The 17,751-nt window shown below is 68.2% G+C and carries 20 protein-coding genes and 1 pseudogene; 6 read left to right on the top strand and 15 right to left on the bottom strand.

The features are described 5' to 3' along the window. Positions 1–334 precede the first annotated feature (334 nt). Positions 335–1,222 (bottom strand): NmrA/HSCARG family protein, encoded by an 888-nt coding sequence (locus tag ACFYTS_RS06075; RefSeq protein ID WP_357281536.1) that lies wholly within the window; start codon positions 1,220–1,222, stop codon positions 335–337. Positions 1,223–1,332: 110 nt separating this feature from the next. Here ACFYTS_RS06075 and ACFYTS_RS06070 point away from each other — a divergent pair, with 110 nt between their 5' ends. Beyond that, positions 1,333–2,169: a helix-turn-helix transcriptional regulator gene (locus ACFYTS_RS06070; protein ID WP_387301691.1), complete on the top strand. Its 837-nt coding sequence runs from the start codon at positions 1,333–1,335 to the stop codon at positions 2,167–2,169. An 89-nt stretch (positions 2,170–2,258) separates the two neighbouring features. Then, a complete protein-coding gene (locus ACFYTS_RS06065; RefSeq protein WP_387301689.1) occupies positions 2,259–3,107 on the top strand; it encodes an SGNH/GDSL hydrolase family protein in 849 nt (282 codons plus the stop codon). A 48-nt stretch (positions 3,108–3,155) separates the two neighbouring features. Here ACFYTS_RS06065 and ACFYTS_RS06060 read toward each other — a convergent pair. The 8 genes and pseudogenes from ACFYTS_RS06060 to pyrH form a co-directional block, all read right to left on the bottom strand. After that, a pseudogene (locus tag ACFYTS_RS06060) lies at positions 3,156–4,223 on the bottom strand (RNA polymerase sigma factor); the annotation flags it as partial. Positions 4,224–4,427: 204 nt separating this feature from the next. Beyond that, positions 4,428–4,862, bottom strand: a complete 435-nt coding sequence (locus ACFYTS_RS06055; protein ID WP_357281542.1) for a phage tail protein — start codon at positions 4,860–4,862, stop codon at positions 4,428–4,430. A 131-nt stretch (positions 4,863–4,993) separates the two neighbouring features. Then, positions 4,994–5,431, bottom strand: a complete 438-nt coding sequence (locus ACFYTS_RS06050; RefSeq protein ID WP_357281544.1) for a 2,4'-dihydroxyacetophenone dioxygenase family protein — start codon at positions 5,429–5,431, stop codon at positions 4,994–4,996. After that, positions 5,410–6,075 (bottom strand): hypothetical protein, encoded by a 666-nt coding sequence (locus tag ACFYTS_RS06045; protein ID WP_387301687.1) that lies wholly within the window; start codon positions 6,073–6,075, stop codon positions 5,410–5,412. The genes ACFYTS_RS06050 and ACFYTS_RS06045 overlap by 22 nt, the downstream gene beginning before the upstream one ends. 57 nt (positions 6,076–6,132) lie before the next feature. Beyond that, positions 6,133–7,242, bottom strand: a complete 1,110-nt coding sequence (gene rlmN / locus ACFYTS_RS06040; protein ID WP_387301685.1) for a 23S rRNA (adenine(2503)-C(2))-methyltransferase RlmN — start codon at positions 7,240–7,242, stop codon at positions 6,133–6,135. A 99-nt stretch (positions 7,243–7,341) separates the two neighbouring features. Continuing rightward, on the bottom strand, positions 7,342–8,313 hold the full coding sequence (locus tag ACFYTS_RS06035) for a phosphatidate cytidylyltransferase (protein WP_357281550.1): 972 nt from the start codon (positions 8,311–8,313) through the stop codon (positions 7,342–7,344). A 39-nt stretch (positions 8,314–8,352) separates the two neighbouring features. Beyond that, the gene (gene frr / locus ACFYTS_RS06030; RefSeq protein ID WP_213556998.1) at positions 8,353–8,910 is read right to left on the bottom strand and encodes a ribosome recycling factor; all 558 of its coding nucleotides are present in this window, start codon (positions 8,908–8,910) and stop codon (positions 8,353–8,355) included. Positions 8,911–8,947: 37 nt separating this feature from the next. Further along, a complete protein-coding gene (pyrH, locus tag ACFYTS_RS06025; protein WP_357092686.1) occupies positions 8,948–9,682 on the bottom strand; it encodes a UMP kinase in 735 nt (244 codons plus the stop codon). A 313-nt stretch (positions 9,683–9,995) separates the two neighbouring features. Here pyrH and ACFYTS_RS06020 point away from each other — a divergent pair, with 313 nt between their 5' ends. Beyond that, positions 9,996–10,304 (top strand): hypothetical protein, encoded by a 309-nt coding sequence (locus ACFYTS_RS06020; RefSeq protein WP_387301682.1) that lies wholly within the window; start codon positions 9,996–9,998, stop codon positions 10,302–10,304. 32 nt (positions 10,305–10,336) lie between these two features. Beyond that, complete coding sequence (locus ACFYTS_RS06015) at positions 10,337–10,570, top strand: hypothetical protein (protein WP_387301680.1); 234 nt, start codon at positions 10,337–10,339, stop codon at positions 10,568–10,570. An 81-nt stretch (positions 10,571–10,651) separates the two neighbouring features. On the opposite strand, the gene tsf is transcribed toward ACFYTS_RS06015, so the two are convergent. Continuing rightward, entirely contained in the window at positions 10,652–11,467 is an 816-nt protein-coding gene (gene tsf, locus ACFYTS_RS06010) for a translation elongation factor Ts (protein ID WP_357281556.1), read from the bottom strand. 108 nt (positions 11,468–11,575) lie between these two features. Further along, on the bottom strand, positions 11,576–12,442 hold the full coding sequence (rpsB, locus tag ACFYTS_RS06005; RefSeq protein ID WP_357281558.1) for a 30S ribosomal protein S2: 867 nt from the start codon (positions 12,440–12,442) through the stop codon (positions 11,576–11,578). Between the two features lie 389 nt (positions 12,443–12,831). On the opposite strand from rpsB, the gene ACFYTS_RS06000 reads away from it, so the two are divergent. Both ACFYTS_RS06000 and ACFYTS_RS05995 read left to right on the top strand, forming a co-directional pair. Continuing rightward, entirely contained in the window at positions 12,832–13,317 is a 486-nt protein-coding gene (locus ACFYTS_RS06000) for a M23 family metallopeptidase (protein WP_387302078.1), read from the top strand. A gap of 7 nt (positions 13,318–13,324) precedes the next feature. After that, positions 13,325–13,828, top strand: coding sequence for a DUF1990 family protein (locus tag ACFYTS_RS05995; RefSeq protein WP_387301678.1), 504 nt, complete (start codon positions 13,325–13,327; stop codon positions 13,826–13,828). 73 nt (positions 13,829–13,901) lie between these two features. On the opposite strand, the gene ACFYTS_RS05990 is transcribed toward ACFYTS_RS05995, so the two are convergent. The 4 genes from ACFYTS_RS05990 to dprA form a co-directional block, all read right to left on the bottom strand. After that, entirely contained in the window at positions 13,902–14,273 is a 372-nt protein-coding gene (locus ACFYTS_RS05990) for a hypothetical protein (protein ID WP_357281562.1), read from the bottom strand. Positions 14,274–14,466: 193 nt separating this feature from the next. Then, complete coding sequence (locus ACFYTS_RS05985; protein WP_387301676.1) at positions 14,467–15,231, bottom strand: siderophore-interacting protein; 765 nt, start codon at positions 15,229–15,231, stop codon at positions 14,467–14,469. Positions 15,232–15,363: 132 nt separating this feature from the next. Next, positions 15,364–16,287 carry a tyrosine recombinase XerC gene (locus ACFYTS_RS05980; protein WP_357281566.1) on the bottom strand — a complete coding sequence of 308 codons (924 nt, stop codon included), beginning with the start codon at positions 16,285–16,287 and terminating at the stop codon, positions 15,364–15,366. A gap of 81 nt (positions 16,288–16,368) precedes the next feature. Next, complete coding sequence (gene dprA / locus ACFYTS_RS05975; RefSeq protein WP_387301674.1) at positions 16,369–17,589, bottom strand: DNA-processing protein DprA; 1,221 nt, start codon at positions 17,587–17,589, stop codon at positions 16,369–16,371. Positions 17,590–17,751: the final 162 nt, after the last annotated feature.

Here is a 17,751-nt window from a genome sequence, read left to right as displayed (position 1 = left end):
AAGGCTGGCCCCGCGGCGCGGCACACCGCGGCCGTTCGAAAACTTCGCACCCCGCGATCGATCGCCCCGGCACACGACGAGTGCGCGCCGCCGGGCACCGGCCCAGTCACGGTGCCGCCCAAGCAGATCCGGCTGGAGTCGGGCCATCGAATCGCCGGCAGGGAGGTCAGGCGTGCGCCACGACCAAGCACCACGAGCGACTGCACGCACACGCCGAACGGGCGGCACGAAGCAGTTGCTTCGCGCCGCCCCGGGTCGCTACCGCGCGAACGGCCACCCACGCGGGCCGGATTCGCCCACCCGCCGACCGCTCCGGCCGAGTGATCCCGTGGCGTCACGGCTTCCAATCGATCGAGCGCAACCACGCCGGCAGATCCAGCAGGCCAGGGTGTTCGGCGCGCAGCGCCGCCAGGTCCAGCGGCCCGTCCGGGCTCTCGTTGAAGTGCGTGAACATCTGCCCGACGTGCGGGTCGAACGCCCGGACCTGTTCCAGTGGCACCACATTGCTGCGCGCGGGCAGTCCGGCGTGCGCTCCGATGATCTCCGCGATCCGCGGCGGGGTCAGGTAGTCCCCGGCCAGCGGCACCGTGCGGCCGAGGAACTCCCGAGGCCGGTCGAAGGCGATCGCGGCGAAGGCGCCGATGTCGCGCGTCGCGATCAGCGATACCGGAATGTCGCCGCGCACCGCGAGATCGATCTGCAGCACGCCGTTCTCGTCGAGCACCGGCCGGTTGAAGCCGTTGAGGTTGTCCATGAAGAAGGTGGGCCGCAGGATGGTGGCGGGCAGTTCGAGTTCGCGAATGTACCCCTCGATGGCCGTCTTCGCCGCGTAGTACTCCACGCCGGTGTTCTGGCCCGCGCCCCGCAGGGAGCTGTAGACGAAGTGCTCGATGCCCAGCTCCTTCGCCAGCTCCGCGACCGTCCGGCCCCGGCGCTGTTCGGCCGCAATGCCTTCCGTGGTGATGTGGACGCCTTCCATCATGGTCAGCATCATGAACACGCCGTACGCGCCTTCCATGGCGGCCCGGATCGAATCGGTGTCGTCGAGGTCGCCCTGGATCAGGTTCGCGCCCTCGGCGCGCAGCGCGGTCGCGGCGGGCGACTCCAGGTTGCGCACGAAAGTGTGTACTTCCCAGCCGCGTTCGAGCAGCTGCCGGGTGGTCGCCCGGCCCTGCTGTCCGGTCGCGCCGATGACCAGAACCGGTCCCTTGTCGTTCGTCATGTCGTTCTCCCCGTGCGCGGCGATCCGTGTCGATCACCTGATGCCTCTGACGGTAAGGACGCGCCGACACCTGGTCCTGGTACCGATACCGCTAGCCACAAGGGGATGCGATGCCCGACAATCACCGTTCCGAACTGGCCTCGTTCCTCAAAGCGCACCGGGCCCGGCTCACGCCCAAGGACGTCGGCCTGGTCGACGATCTGGAGCCGGGTCGCCGCCGCACCCCCGGGCTGCGGCGCGAGGAGGTCGCCGAGCTCGCCGGCGTCAGCCTGACCTGGTACACCTGGCTCGAACAGGCCCGCAAGATCGCGGCCAGCCCTCAGGTGGTCGACGCCCTGGCCCGCGCCCTGCTCCTGTCCCCCGCCGAGCACCGCCATCTGCGCACCCTGGCGGGCCTCGCGGATCCCGTGGAGCACAAGGATATCGACGACGGCCGACTACAACGCCTGGTCGATGCCCTGATGCCCGACCTGGCCGTCGTCCACGACGCCCGCTTCGACTTCGTCGTCTGGAACGCCGCCTTCGCCCGCGTTCGCATCGACCCCGCCGAGCTCCCCGCCGACCGCCGAAATCTGTTGTGGTGGATGTTCACCGACGACCGCACCCGCGCCATGATGCCCCGCTGGGAACGCGCCGCCCGAGCCATTCTCGGCCAATTCCGCGCCGTAGCCGGCCGCACCCCCGACAATCCCCGCCTCACCGCCCTCATCGCCGACCTCACCGCAGCCAGCCCCGAATTCCGCACCTGGTGGCAGGAATACCCCGTCCAGGACTTCCGCCCCGCCACCATCACCCTCGATCACCCCACCGCAGGCCGCCTCGACCTCGACGTCTACCAACTCCGCCCGGTCGACAACCCCGACCTCCTCATGGTCGTCCAACTCCCCGCCACCCCCGCCGACCGCCACCGCATCGCCACTCTGCTGGATAACGATCGCGCAAACTGACCTACCGGGTGGTAGGTCATCTTCTAGGGTCGGCGGCGATCCCCTCCCCGCTCTGCCACCAGGACCCTCTCTTGAAACTGAAACACTGCTTGTCCGCAATTGCGCTGATCGCCGCAGCCTCCCTGACCAGCATCACCCCGGCCACCGCCGACAGCGGAAAGTACGTGGCACTCGGCGATTCGTATGCGGCGGGGGTGGGCATCTCGACCATTCTCGACAAGAGCTGTTCCCGGTCGGACCGCAACTACGCGCACCTGTTCGCGGCCCAGCGCGGGTATGCGCTCACCGATGTCACCTGCGGGGGCGCGACCATCGACTCGGTGGCCGGCACTCAGCTCTCCGCGGTCACCGCCGACACCACGCTGGTCACCCTGGGCGTCGGCGGCAACGATATCGGCTTCGGGCAGCTGGTCAAGGACTGTGTGCTCGCGGGCACCCTCGGAACAGGCAGCGGCACAGGCAGTCTCGCGACGGGCAGCGCCAGCGGCAGCGCGGGAGCAGTCGCCGAATTGGTGGCGGGCTGCAAGAACAAGTACGGCCCGGAGATGCCCGGCCGTCTCTCGATGACCGCCGCCAAGCTCGCCCAGCTGCTCGCCGCCATCCGCACCCAGGCCCCGCAGGCCCGCATCGTCCTGGTCGGCTACCCGAAGATCCTGCCGGACAACGCATCCCTGTGCGCGGGCCGCCAGCCGGTCCTGGCCGCGGACGCCGACTGGATCCGCGACAGCGTGATCGGCGGCCTCAACACCATGCTGCGTTCCCAGCCCGGCACCACCTACTTCAGCACCTACGAGCTCTACGACGGCCACGACGTCTGCGAGGCCATCCCGGACCGGTGGGTCAACGGCACCTCGGTCGACAATGGCGAAGGCGCGCAATTCCATCCGAACCAGTACGGTCACGCCGCCACCGCGCAGCGGATGATCGCGACCCTCTGACGCCGGATACGAAGCCGGGCGGCCAACCCGCCCGGCCACCCGCCCGCACTATTCGAGGTAATCCTGCAGCAACTGTGAGCGCGACGGATGCCGCAGCTTCGACATCGTCTTCGACTCGATCTGCCGGATCCGCTCGCGCGTGACGCCGTAGATCTTCCCGATATCGTCGAGCGTCCGGGGCTGCCCGTCGCCCAGTCCGTAACGCAGGCGCACGATCCCGGCTTCGCGCTCGCTGAGCGTGCCCAGCACCGCCTGCAACTGCTCCTGCAGCAGGGTGAACGCCACCGCCTCCACCGCGACGACGGCCTCGGTGTCCTCGATGAAGTCGCCGAACTGGCCGCTGCCCTCGTCACCGATCGTCTGGTCCAGCGAGATCGGTTCCCGGGCCATCTGCTGAATCTCCAGCACCCGCGCGGCGGTGATGTTCAACTCCTGCCCGAGCTCCTCGGGCGTGGCCTCGCGACCCAGCTCCTGCAGCAACTCACGCTGCCTGCGCCCGAGCTTGTTGATGATCTCCACCATGTGCACGGGAATGCGGATGGTGCGCGACTGGTCGGCCATGGCACGGCTGATCGCCTGGCGAATCCACCACGTGGCATAGGTCGAGAACTTGAATCCCTTGCTGTAGTCGAACTTTTCGACCGCACGCACGAGCCCCAGATTGCCCTCCTGGATCAGATCCAGAAAGGCCATGCCCCGCCCGGTGTACCGCTTGGCAATCGACACCACCAGGCGCAGATTCGCCTCGAGCAGATGATCCTTGGCGCGGACGCCATCGCGCACGATCCAGGTCAGGTCCCGGCGACGCGCGGCGGTGAGACCGGACGGCCCCTCGGATTCGATCCGCAGCTTCTCCGCCGCGTACAGCCCCACCTCGATCCGGACCGCCAGATCGACCTCCTCCTCCGCCGAGAGCAGGGGAACCCGGCCGATCTGCTTCAGATACGCCCGCGTCGAATCCCCACTCGCGGTGAGCCCGGCTTCCTTGCGCGCCCGGCGCAGGGCCGCGGACTCGTCCTCGTCCCAGATCCCGGCGTCGGTGTCGGCGCTCTCCACCCCGCCGTCTGCGAAATCCTGGTCATTCGTCTCGCCTGCGGTCGTTGCCACATGTGCCTCTCCGAGAAATTTCGGGCGGCATCGCGATTCGAGAACAGGACCGCAGAGAGGCCTCGAGCGGCTCGGCAATCGCCGGGCCTGCCGTCAGGCTACTGGTTCTCAGCCGATATCTCGCGGCTCCCACCCCGAGGCGATGCGGAGCGCGCCGGCCGAAATCCTCGGATCAGGCGGCGACCGTTGATCGCCGCCCTCCGCCGCGACCGGTCAGGCCGCCATGTGCCGGAGGTTCTCGCAAACCAATGTGACGCTGTTGTACAGCATTTCGCCGGGGCCGTCCCGCAGGGCCGAGACCTCGATCTTGGACGGCCACGCGTGCTCGAGCAGGTAGCCCGGGACCGGGGTGCCCTCATCGCCGTACATCGCCAAGGTGCAGTCGCGGCGGGCAACGGCCATCTGGCCGTTGCGCGCCGACTGGTGCCAGGCCCACAGGTCGGCGGTGCCGGTGCGGCCCCTGCACAGGGTGACCTGGGGCGGCTTGACCTTTCCGGGCAGTTGGATCGGACCGCCGCCACCGCCTTCGAGGTAGGACACCGGTTCGATCTCCGAGACGATGCCGCCCAGCTCCGCGAAGGACGCGATCTGGAGGCCGTCGATGACGATGACGAAGGAGGAGATGGTCGTGAGCTGCGACATTGGCATCATGCGCTCCTCGGCCGATCGGACGCCCGGCAAGCGTCCACCTTCAACCCAGTGTAGGAAGCGCGGGACGCCCGGCGACAGGAAATCAGCCGCATAGCTACCCTTGGGCAACAAGTCCGCTGGTGGGAACGCTATTCGAGAATTCCGGTCGGGCGGGCGATACCGGCGACATCGCAGAGCGCGAAGTAGGCGTCCTGAATGGTCTTCGAATCGACGACACCGGTCACAGCACCGTCGGCGTCGAGGTCGATGAACGCGCCCTCGACGATGAACAGGACATCGGCGTCCTCGGCGACCGTGAGGGTGTGCACAGACCCGGCGGGCTCGTGGATGAACGTCCCGGCGGTGTAATGGATGCCCTGCTCGGCGTAGAACCAGTCGCCGGAGAAGGTGTACGCGTTCACCGCACCGGTGTGCTTGTGCGTGGGCAGGCTGAACCCGGCCTTGAACCGATTGCGCAGCACGAACCCCGACGGCGAGACGCGCAGCAACTGCAAGCCGACATCACCGGCCCACACCCAGGGGATATCGGCTTCGTTCACGTGCCCTACGAGCGGTTGCTGCAACATGAAGCAAACGCTAGGTCAAGAGCCTTCCCGGCGAAGGGAATCCGGAATATCGAGACGGTGGCGTTCCACACTCTTGCTCCGACGACCGCGGAAGCCCGCTCGCCCACCAGGTTCCGACGTGATTTCGGGTGCGCTGTCGGCGTCGAGCTCGGGAAATGGTGTTCGATCTGGTATCCCAATGACCCGGTCAAGATTCTCCCGACCGGACCGGACGGGAAGTTCGCGCTGCCGAGGAACGGCCGCAGATACCACTCCCCTCGGGTCTCGGTGGCCAGGTCCCGTCGAGTGAATTTCTCGGCGCCGTCGGGGAAATGGCCGCAGAAGGTGACGATCTGCTCCCACATGTTCTTCGCGACATTGGCGGTCAGGTTGGCGCGGACGGTCGATTTCCAGTTCCGCGTCGACAATGCGGGGAAGGCGACATAGTCCTTGAAGAGCTGTTTACTCGCCTTGCGGAGAATCTCGTCGCGGGCCCCTCTGAGCTTCTGCGGATCCTTGCGGCCCGCCACGACTTTCGGGATCTCCAGATGATAGACGCACATCCCGAACTCGTAGAGCATCGAGATCGGCAGGACGTAAACAGCGTTGCCCAGATGGTAGGGGCGCCATCGCCGGTCGCGAGTGACCCGCAGCAGCCCGTACACGAAAAGTCATGCCGGATAGCCGACTTGGCCAAGGCCCCAGCGAGACCGGCGCCCGGGTCAGCCTTCCGCGGCGAGCTGGCCGCAGGCGGCGGCGATCTCCTGGCCACGAGTGTCGCGGACCGTGCAAGTGACGCCCTGCGCCTGGACCCGGCGGACGAACTCGTCCTGCACCGGCTTCGGGGACGCGTCCCATTTGCTGCCGGGTGTCGGGTTGAGCGGGATCAGGTTGACGTGCACCAGCGGGCCCAGCGCCTTGTGCAGCTTCTTGCCGAGCATGTCGGCGCGCCAGCCCTGATCGTTGATGTCGCGGATCAAGGCGTACTCGATGGAGACGCGGCGGCCGGACTTGTCGGCGTAATAGCGTGCGGCATCGAGGACTTCGGCGACCGGCCAGCGATTGTTGACCGGCACCAAGGTGTCTCGCAGCTCGTCGTCGGGGGTGTGCAGCGAGACGGCCAGCCGCACCGACATGTCCTCGTCGGCCAGCTTGCGGATGGCGGGAGCCAGGCCGACCGTGGAAACCGTCACCGAGCGCTGCGAGATGCCGAAGCCCTCCGGCGACGGAGACGTGATGCGCCGGACCGCGTTCACCACGCGCTTGTAGTTGGCCAGCGGCTCGCCCATGCCCATGAACACGATGTTGGACAGGCGGCCTGGTCCACCCGCGACCTCGCCGTCACGCAGGGCGGCCGCGGCGGCCCGGACCTGGTCGACGATCTCGGCCGTGGACAGGTTGCGGTTCAGACCGCCCTGACCGGTGGCGCAGAACGGGCACGCCATGCCGCAACCAGCCTGCGACGAGATGCACAGGGTGTTGCGGTCGGAGTAGCGCATCAGCACCGACTCGAGCAGGGTGCCGTCATTGGCGCGCCACAGCGACTTGCGGGTGGTGCCGTCATCGCATTCGATGTGCCGGATCTCGGTCAGCAGCTGCGGGAACAGCGCCTCCGCGACCTTGGAACGCATCGCCTCGGGCAGATCGGTCATCTGATCCGGGTCGGCGACCAGGCGGCCGTAGTACTGGCGCGCGATCTGGTCGGCGCGGAATTTGGGGAGGCCGAGCTCCTCGACCACCGCCTTGCGCTCCCGCGAATCGAGGTCGGCGAGATGCCGCGGCGGCATGCCGCGACGAGGGGCGTCGAAAACGAGGGGCAACGGGGTAGTCATAACCCTTCCAGTGTTCCATCCGAAACACGCGTTCGGCGCCGCGGGGTGCGATGCGCTCGTCACACCGCCCGGACCAGGTGACGGTAGCCGCGCGATCGATCAGAGCAGGGCGGTCAGCACCAGCCACGCCACGAAAGCCGACGGCAGCATCGAGTCGAGCCGGTCCATGATCCCGCCGTGCCCGGGCAGCAGGGTGCCCATGTCCTTGATGCCCAGCTCCCGCTTCACCTGCGATTCGATCAGGTCGCCGCTGGTCGCCACCAGCACCAGCCCGACGCCCAGCAGCACGCCGATCATCGAATTCGCCTGTAGCAGCAGCGTCACCGTCAGCAGACCGCCGATCACGCAGAACACCAGCGAACCGCCGAAGCCCTCCCAGGACTTCTTCGGGCTGATGTGCGGCACCATCGGGTGCTTGCCGAACAGCACGCCCGCCACGTAACCGCCCACGTCGGAGCAGACCACCAGGATCATGAAGGACAGCACCCGCAGGTTGCCGTTGTCCTCGGACAGCATCAGCACCGCGAACGAGGCCAGCAGCGGAATCCAGGTGAGGGTGAACACCGAGATCGCGGTGTCGCGCAAGTAGTTTCGCGGGGTGGCCGTCAGGCCGTGGTCGAACAGCCGCCACACCATGAGGGTGAGCGCCGTCGCGCCGAACGCGCCCAGCACGCCTTGCGGTCCGACCGGCCAGGCCAGCCACACCACCGCCTGCCCGCCGATCAACAGCGGAATCCGGGGCACCAGCACGTCGGCCTCACGCAGCCGCTTGGTCACCTCCCAGGTGGCCACCGCGACCGCGACCGCTATCACGCCGACGAGCACCTTGGGGGCCCACAGCAGGATCGCGATCAGGGACAACCCCAGCCCGAATCCGACCGCCAGCGCCGCGGGCAGGTTGCGGCCCGCCTTCGACGCGGGCGCGCTCGGCTTCCCGCCCGAGGCGGCCTCGCCCGCATTGTCCGGCGCGGCCGAATCCGCGGCCGGCGGGTCGGCCGGCGATGCGGTGGCTTCCTCCGGCAGCTCGCCGGTGGCAGCAGTCTCTTCGGCCACGATTGTCCCGTCGCTCACTTGTCGTCCGTTCCCTACCCCCGGCCGAAGATCGGCCGTCTAGACCTCGAGCAGTTCGCCTTCTTTGTGCTTCACCAGCTCGTCGATCTGCGCGACGTACTTCTGCGTGGTCTTGTCGAGTTCCTTCTCGGCGCGACCGACCTCGTCCTCGCCCGCCTCGCCGTCCTTCTGGATGCGACCCAGCTCTTCCATGGCCTTCCGGCGGACGTTGCGGATCGAGATCTTCGCGTCCTCGCCCTTGGACTTGGCCAGCTTGACCATTTCCCGGCGCCGCTCCTCGGTGAGCTGCGGGATCGAGACCCGGATGATGTCACCGTTGTTGGTGGGGTTCACCCCGAGATCCGAATTGCGGATCGCGGTCTCGATCGGCTGCATCTGCGCCTGCTCGTACGGCTTGATCACCACCATGCGCGGCTCGGGCACGGTGATCGAGGAGATCTGGGTGATCGGCGTCATCGAGCCGTAGTACTCGACGACGATCCGCGCGAACATACCAGGATTCGCGCGACCGGTCCGGATCGAGGCCAGGTCGTCCTTCACCACCGAGACGGCCTTCTCGAACTTTTCCTCGGCGTCGAAGAGCGCTTCTTCAATCACGGCGTTTCCTCCACTGCGTCATGGTTCTTGTCGTCGGTCACGACCGGACCAGGGTGCCGATCTTCTCACCGGCGACGGCGCGGGCGATATTTCCCTTGGTCAACAAATTGAACACCAGCATCGGCATCTGGTTGTCCATACACAGGCTGAAAGCGGTGGCATCGGCGACCTTGAGGCCCCGCTCCAACGCTTCCTTGTGGGTGATCTGGGTGAACATGGTGGCGTCGGGGTCCTCCCGCGGGTCCGCGGTGAAGACGCCGTCCACGGCCTTGGCCATCAGCACCACTTCGGCGCCGATCTCCAGGGCGCGCTGCGCGGCGGTGGTGTCGGTGGAGAAGTAGGGCATGCCCATACCGGCACCGAAGATCACGACGCGGCCCTTCTCCAGGTGCCGCTTGGCGCGCAGCGGCAGGTACGGTTCGGCGACCTGACCCATGGTGATGGCGGTCTGCACCCGGGTGTCGATGCCCTGCTTCTGCAGGAAGTCCTGCAGCGCAAGGGAATTCATGACGGTGCCGAGCATGCCCATGTAGTCCGAGCGGGCCCGCTCCATGCCGCGCTCCTCGAGCTCGGCGCCACGGAAGAAGTTGCCGCCGCCGATCACCACGGCCACCTGGACGCCGTCCTCGACGACCTCCGCGATCTGCTCGGCGACCGCCTGCACCACATCGGGGTCCAGCCCGACACGGCCACCGCCGAACATCTCGCCACCCAGCTTGAGGAGCACTCGGCGATAGCCCTTGCGATCGGGGGCGGTATCCGGGTCCGTCATCGGTCTCCTTGTCCAGACGTTCGAGCGTGCGCAGGCACATGAAAAGACCATCCCGGCCGACGAATTGCACGGGACGGCAACAAAGCTCCATCCATCCTGCCTCACGACCGGTCACGAGCGTGAGCCGACCCTCGTATCGGGCTACCGGTTCGTCACAATCCGGGCGCACGGGAGTCCCCGCGGCAACTGTTCCCGCAATCGCGGAGCTATGCCTTTCCCACCGTACCGGCAGGGCCCGGCAAGGATGTGCCACCAAGAAATCGGGGGCACGCATTCAGATTTAACGCACTCGCATTTCACATATCGTCGGCCCGTGAACTCGAAGAACCTCACGGCCCGAACAGGATTCGCCGCCTTCGCCCTCGCCGCCGCCCTCACCACGGTCGCCGCGCCCGCCTCCGCGGAGATCGCCCTCACCCCCGCCGAGGCGCCGACCGCCGTCGCGGGCACGACGACCGGCTCCGGCACCGGATCCTGGAACCCCTACACCGGTTCCGCGAACAGCCCGGTGGTCCCCTACATCTCCCCTGGAAGCTCGAGCGTCATGGGCAACCTGATCGACGCGATCACCATCCTGATGGGCGGAAAGCCCTGCCACGGCTGCGCCAACGACCCCGAGTAAGCAATCACCCACCACAGATCGGACTTCACACCATGAAGGTCACCACCCGGGCGGCGCTCGCCGCTATCGCCCTCGCCGCGGGCCTCGCGTCGGCCGCGGCACCCGCCTCGGCCGAGGTACCGCTCACCCCCGGGCCCGACAACGGCGCGCTGCCGATCGCCACCGGCCTCGACTCCGGGAGCAGCGCCTTGACCTCCGGCAGCGCCCTCATCTCCAACATTCTCAACCCGCCCAAGCCGCCGGGCGGCTGCTCTTTCTGTAGCTGAGTCCCCGGGCCAGGTACGCGAAAAGGCCCTCCGCTCATCGAATCACGATGGGCGAAGGGCCTTTTCGAGCATGTCAGGCGATTACGCCTGGCCGACCTCGAAGCGGGCGAAGCGGGTGATGGTGACACCGGCGTCGTCCAGCAGGGCCTTGACGGTCTTCTTGGAGTCGGTGACCGAAGCCTGCTCCAGGAGGACGACGTCCTTGTAGTAGCCGTTGACGCGGCCTTCGACGATCTTCGGCAGCGCGGCCTCCGGCTTGCCCTCTTCCTTGGCGGTCGCCTCGGCGATCTCGCGCTCCTTGGCGACGAGCTCGGCCGGGACGTCCTCGCGGGTGAGGTACTTGGCCTTGAGGGCCGCGACCTGCATGCCGGCGGCGCGGGCAGCGTCGGCGTCGGTGCCGGTGTACTCGATCAGCACGCCCACGGCGGGCGGCAGGTCGGTGGCACGCTTGTGCAGGTAGACGGTGGTCTGGCCGTCGAACACGGCGACGCGGCGCAGCTCGAGCTTCTCGCCGATCTTGGCGGCCAGCTCCTGCAGCACCTGGTCGGCGGTCTTGCCGTCGACCTCGACCGCCTTCAGGGCGTCCAGGTCGGCCGGGCGGGCCTTCGCGGCGGCGGCCACGATGGCGGCCGCGACGTCCTGGAACTCCTGGTTCTTGGCCACGAAGTCGGTCTCGCAGTTGATCTCGATCAGGACGCCGTCCTGCGAGACGACCAGGCCCTCGGCGGTGGCGCGCTCAGCACGCTTGCCGACATCCTTGGCGCCCTTGATACGCAGGAACTCGACGGCCTTGTCGAAGTCGCCCGCGTTCTCCTCGAGCGCCTTCTTGCAGTCCATCATGCCGGAGCCGGTGAGCTCGCGGAGCCGCTTCACATCGGCGGCGGTGTAGTTCGCCATCTCGGGCGAGCCTCCCTGTGTGAGTGAAAGTCTGTGGTGGTCACACCTTGCCGACCGTCATCGAACGACAGCGGTCGGCAAGGTGAACAGATGCCTGGCGGCGGTGGATCAGAAGTCGGCCGGGGTCTTGGTGGCCGGGTCTTCCTTCAGCTCCGCCTCGGCAGCGGTCTCCACGGGGGCCTCGGCGGCAGCCTCGGCCGGGGCAGCCTGCGACAGCAGCTCCTGCTCCCACTCGGCGAGGGGCTCGCCCGCGCCGGCCTCCGGCTTCGAGTCGCCACCGGCGCGCGAGGCACGAGCCTGCACACCCTCGGCGACGGCGGAAGCGACGACCTTGGTCAGCAGCGCGGCCGAACGGATCGCGTCGTCGTTACCCGGGATCGGGTAGTCGACCAGGTCGGGGTCGCAGTTGGTGTCCAGGATCGCGATGACCGGGATGTTCAGCTTGCGAGCCTCGCCGACGGCGATGTGCTCCTTGTTGGTGTCGACAACCCAGATGGCCGAGGGAACCTTGGCCATGTCCCGGATGCCGCCCAGGGTGCGCTCCAGCTTGTTCTTCTCACGCGTCAGCATGAGGATTTCCTTCTTGGTGCGACCCTCGAAACCGCCGGTCTGCTCCATCGACTCCAGCTCCTTCAGGCGCTGCAGCCGCTTGTGCACGGTCTGGAAGTTGGTGAGCATGCCGCCCAGCCAGCGCTGGTTCACGTAGGGCATGCCGACACGGGTCGCCTCAGAGGCGATCGACTCCTGGGCCTGCTTCTTGGTGCCGACGAAGAGGACGGTGCCGCCGTGGGCAACGGTCTCCTTGACGAACTCGTAGGCCTTGTCGATGTAGGTCAGCGTCTGCTGCAGATCGATGATGTAGATGCCGTTGCGGTCGGTGAAGATGAAACGCTTCATCTTCGGGTTCCACCGGCGGGTCTGATGACCGAAGTGCGCGCCGCTGTCGAGCAGCTGCTTCATTGTTACGACAGCCATGGCTCCGTAACTTCCTCTCGTTGCTGGTTGACACAGGAATCGGCGATCCCTGCCCTGGCGCCCACGGCCACCGGAACCCTCCGAGAACGAATCAGGGGGACCAGCCGGCGACACTCACTGTGGGCGCGCGAAGTCGGTCCGCGTTAACGCAAACCGCTGAATCAGTTTACGCAGCGGTTCCGTCAGATCGAAATCGGGCCCGGAGCAGGGGCGGATCCGGACCCGTCGACGCAGGTCAGAACGCTGCGCTTGTTCTATTCACAATACTGAATTTCATCCACACTCGCGGGGCGGGAGGGACTGGATGACGGTTGCGGGGGCGCACGCTGATTCGCATGTCCGCGAACTACTTCGATCCGGAATTTCGCCGCGCATTCTCATCCGCGGCGATGGTGGTGATGACGGTCGTCCTGGCCGCGCCCGGGTCGGCGGCACCCGGCGGGGAGTTCGGGTGGCCGCTCGCGCCGCGGCCCGCCGTGGTTCGAGTCTTCGACAAACCCGAGCACGACTGGCTGCCCGGACATCGTGGCGTGGACCTGGCGGGGAGCCGGGGCCAGGCGGTGCTGGCGGCGGGTGACGGGATCGTGGTCTTCGCCGGAATCGTGGCCGGGAAACCGGTGATCTCCATCGATCACCCGGGCGGACTGCGCACCACCTATGAGCCGGTCACCGCGTCGATCACGGTGGGCCGCAGGCTGACTCGCGGCACCGTGATCGGTGTGCTCGACGACGGACATCCACCCTGCTCCCCCTGCCTGCACTGGGGCGCCCGGCGCGACGGCGAATACGTCGATCCGCTCGGCCTGATCCATCGCGCGCCGATCCGGTTGAAACCGCTCACAGATCCATCCACCGGGTCACGAGGCGGGCCATGATGGACCGATGTCGCAGCAGCCCTTCACCTATCCCGACGTCGGCGCGACCGCGGGCGAGTTCCCGGCGGGGTACCACCACTTCCGGCTGCGGCGCCGAATCGGTTCCGGCCGTGCGTTTTTCGACCAAGCCGCCGAACAGGTCCTCACCTACCGCATGCAACGCGGCAGCGGCGTCTTCCAGAATGCGACCACGCCCGAGGCCCGGCCCGGCACCGACATCACCGTCCGCATCGGCGTGGGCCCGATCGGCTTCACCGCGCCCTGCCGCGTCGTCTATGTCGTCGACCAACCGAACCGCCGCGGATTCGCCTACGGCACGCTCCCCGGCCACCCGTTGCGCGGCGAGGAACTCTTCGCCGTGGAATACGATCCCGCCGACGACTCCGTGTACGGAATCATCGCCTCGTTCTCCAACCCCGACCCCTGGTACGCCCGCCTCGGCGCACCTGTCGTCCGCCTCGTCCAACGCTGGTTCTCCGGTCGCTACATCGCCGCGCTCGGGCCCCGCTGAGCGGCGCGAACCACCGCGCACTCGACCGGATCACGATCGGTCGGCGCGCGGTTCGGCAGCGCCGAGGGCGAGATCACCCTTTGAGGTGCGCGGCGAGTGTGGCGGCCTCGGCACGGAGACCGGCGGCGCGATCCGCCCCACTCTCGAACTCGGCGTATTCCCTTGCGGCGGTGAGACGTTCGTCGATCTCGGCGCGGACGATGGCGGCGACCTCGGCTTCGGTCAAGGTGCGGCGGGGACGCTCGGCCGCGCCGACACCGACGGCGCTGCTCTCGATCGCTCCGGCGCGAGCATCGGAACCGTCGACGGCTTCGGCATTGTCGATCGCGGCCAACGCCGAGCGCAGCGCGGCGGTGGCGTGACGATCGCGGACTTTCATGGCGGCGGGGAGTGCTGCGCGGAGGCGTTCGCGTAGGGCGGGGGTCTCGGCGGGCGGCGTCGTCATGACAATCGACGCTACCCGCCGATATGCCCCGAACCGGATCTCAGCGACCGGGTGTCGCCGGCGGGGAATTCGGCTGCCACACCCGGTGATCGAGCGCTTCGCGGTGCGTATCCGAATCCTGCGCAGCGGGGACAGTCGCCACCCGCCGGTCAGCCCGGACATCGGACATCCGCGCGGCGTACGGCGCGATCGGCTAAACGGCTGCGGGCGCGGCCTTTTCGCGTTCGGCCAGTTCGGACTTCCAGGCACGGAAACCCTCTTCGGTGCGGCCGCGTCGCCAGTAGCCGGAGATGGAGGACGCCCATTCGGCGGGGACGGCGCGTTCCTTGCGGATGTAAGGGCGCAGGTCGTGCATGACCGCACGGGCCTCGCCGTGGATGAAGACCTGGACCCGGCCGTCTCGCCAGGGTGCGGAGCGGACGGTGGCGGCCAGCCGGTCGCCGGGTTCGGCGTCGCCGCGATGGACCCAGGTGAGCTCCACGCCCTCCGGGTGCGGGAAGGCGAGTTCGTCCGAAGGGCCGCCGACCTCGACGAATACCTGGCCGACGGCATCCGCCGGGAGGGCCGCGCAGGCGGCGGCGATGGCGGGGAGGGCGGATTCGTCTCCGGCGAGGAGGTGCCAGTCGGCGTCGGGGCGCGGGGCGTAGCCGCCGCCGGGGCCGAACAGATCGATGGTGTCGCCGGGCTGGGCGGCGGCCGCCCAGGGGCCGGCGACGCCCTCATCGCCGTGGTGGACGAAGTCGATGGCGATCTCCTGGGCGGCGCGGTCGACTTCGCGCACGGTGTAGGTGCGCATGACGTCGCCGTCCGGGCCCGGGAAGATCAGTTTGACGTAGGCGTCGGTGCTGTCGTTGGGCTGGAAGGACGCGAAGCCGGGGCCGCCCAATCGGACCCGGATCAGGTGATCGGTCAGGTGAACCGTGTTCTGAACCACCAGCGTGATGCGTGTGCGCGCCAAAGGACACCTCCATGGTCAGTGCATAATTAGGGTTACCTAACTGACGCTAGCACGGGTGTCGATAGGTCGTCGATAGCTTTCCGATAGGCCGTAGATCACCTATCGCTTCTCGGGCCCGGGCGAACGGGCCGGTCAGGCGCGCGGGTGCGCCTGGTCGTGAACCTTCTTGAGCCGGTCGATCGAGACGTGGGTGTAGAGCTGGGTGGTGGCCATGCTGGCGTGGCCGAGGATCTCCTGCACCACGCGCAGGTCGGCGCCACCCTCCAGCAGGTGGGTGGCGGCGGTGTGACGGAACCCGTGCGGGCCCATGTCGGGTGCGCCGGGAATCGCGGAAACCACCTCGTGCACCACGGTTCTCGCCTGCCGGGGGTCGATGCGGCGGCCGCGGCGGCCCAGCAGCAGCGCGCGACCCGAGTCCGGCGTGGCGAGGGCCGACCGGCCGAACCGGAGCCAAGCCTCGAGGGCCTGTTCCGCGGGCCCGCCGAACGGCACCGAACGCTCCTTGTTGCCCTTGCCGAGCACCCGCACCAGGCGCCGTTCCCGATCCACGTCCTCGATATCGAGCCCGCACAGCTCGCTCACGCGAATCCCGGTGGCGTACAGCATCTCCACGATCAGCCGGTCCCGCAGCGCCATCGGATCCTGCTGTGCCGCGCCCGATTCCGCCGCCTCCATGGCCGCTCGGGCCTGCTCCTTCCCCAGCACCGACGGCAGCACGCGATGCGCTCGCGCCGACCCGAGGCGCGGCCCCGGATCCACCGCCAGCCGACCCGTATGCGTCAGCCACGCGGTGAATGTCCGCGCCGATGACGCCCGTCGCGCCATCGTGGTGCGGGCCGCTCCCCCCGACGCCTGCGCCGCCAGCCACGACCGCAGCAACGCCAGATCCACTTCCCCCACACCGGAATCCACCGCCCGCTCCAGCAAATGTTCCAGCAATCCGCGAGCATCCCCCACATAGGCCCGCACCGTATGCGCCGATCGATTCCGGCCCAACCGCAAATGCCGGCCGTACTCGGCCAGCAATGCCTCCAAATCCTCGGGCAACCCACTCATCCCCCCACGCTGACCGCATTCCGCCGCCTTTTCAAGCACCCCCGCCGCACGATCGCGCCACACCCATTCCGGCGGACGGGATCACCGATGGTCCTCATGGCTCGCGACAATGGCCCCGCCCGCGCCGGCCCCCGGCGACCGCATCCGGTACCAGCCGTTGCCGTCGCAGCCGACCAGACCGGCGATCTCCAACGCGGACAAGGTGGCTCGCACCGTCGGCAACGCCAGGCCGGTATCGGTGACCACCGCCCGCGGCAGCCGCGAACCGGTCGCGGGCAACGCGGCCAGGACCAACGCCTCATCCCCCGACAGGTTGTCCTCCGGAGCGGTCGCGACCGCTCCCGGCAACGACAACCGCAACGGCCCGGCCTCGTCGAGAATGTCCTCGGCCCGAGTCACGATGAACGCCTCCCCTTCCCGGATCATCCGGTGACACCCGACCGACGCCGCCGAAGTGATCGGCCCCGGCACCGCCATCGCCGGCCGCCCCAACCTCCGGCACCACTTCACCGTATTCCGTGATCCACTACGAATCCCGGCCTCCACCACGACAACACCGTCGGCGAGGGCCGCTATCAACCGATTGCGAGCGAGGAACTGGTGCTTGCGCGCGGATGTTCCGGGCGGGTACTCGGTGACGACCAGACCACGATCGGCGATCTCGGCGAGCAGATGATCGTGCTGCACCGGATACGGGCGATCAGGACCGCACGCGAGTACAGCGATCGTCATGCCGCCGACTCCCAGCGCGGCCCTGTGAGCCATTCCGTCGATCCCGAACGCAGCCCCGGACACGACGGTCCATCCCCGCGCGGCCAGCTCCCCAGCGATCTCCCCGGTCGCATGATTGCCATACCCGGTGCTGCACCGAGCCCCCACCACCGCGATCGCCCGCTCGGTCGTCTCCAGCAGCGACCTGCTCCCGCGCACCCACAACACCAGCGGCACTGCCCCATCGGCATCATGCGCCGGATCCAATTGGCGCAACCCGAGCATTCGCCACGCGGGCCACTCCGCATCCTCCGGCGTCACCACCCGACCGCCCAGCCGCTCGATGTGCGCCAGATCCGCATCCGCCTGCTCGATCCCGCGCCGTACCTCGGTAGGCCCCCGCAACACCTCCGGCAACTCCCTCTCCCGCACAGCCCGAGCCGCCTCCACCACCCCCACCGACTCGATCAACGCCGACAACGCCGCACAAGGCCCCTCCACCACCCGCGACAGATACACCCAAGCCAACCGCCGCTCGTCCGCATCACCACCCGCGGCCGAACCGCCGTCGTGGATCGCCCTCCCGTACAAGACTCCTGTCCAGCCGGAGCCACGGCCATGCTCAGGGTTGCCTGGCGGGCGGGTCCCGTCGTCACCGGCATCAGAGGACCCCTGGTCGGTCCTACTACTGTGCCCGTAGCCGGACACCTCGGCACCGAGCCCGAGACCGACTGCCTCATCGAGCCCAGGCAC

Source organism: Nocardia sp. NPDC004151 (assembly GCF_042874235.1).
Lineage (GTDB): Bacteria > Actinomycetota > Actinomycetes > Mycobacteriales > Mycobacteriaceae > Nocardia.
The sequence above is the reverse complement of the archived record's forward strand: the minus strand, read 5'-3'. Positions and strand labels throughout refer to the sequence as shown.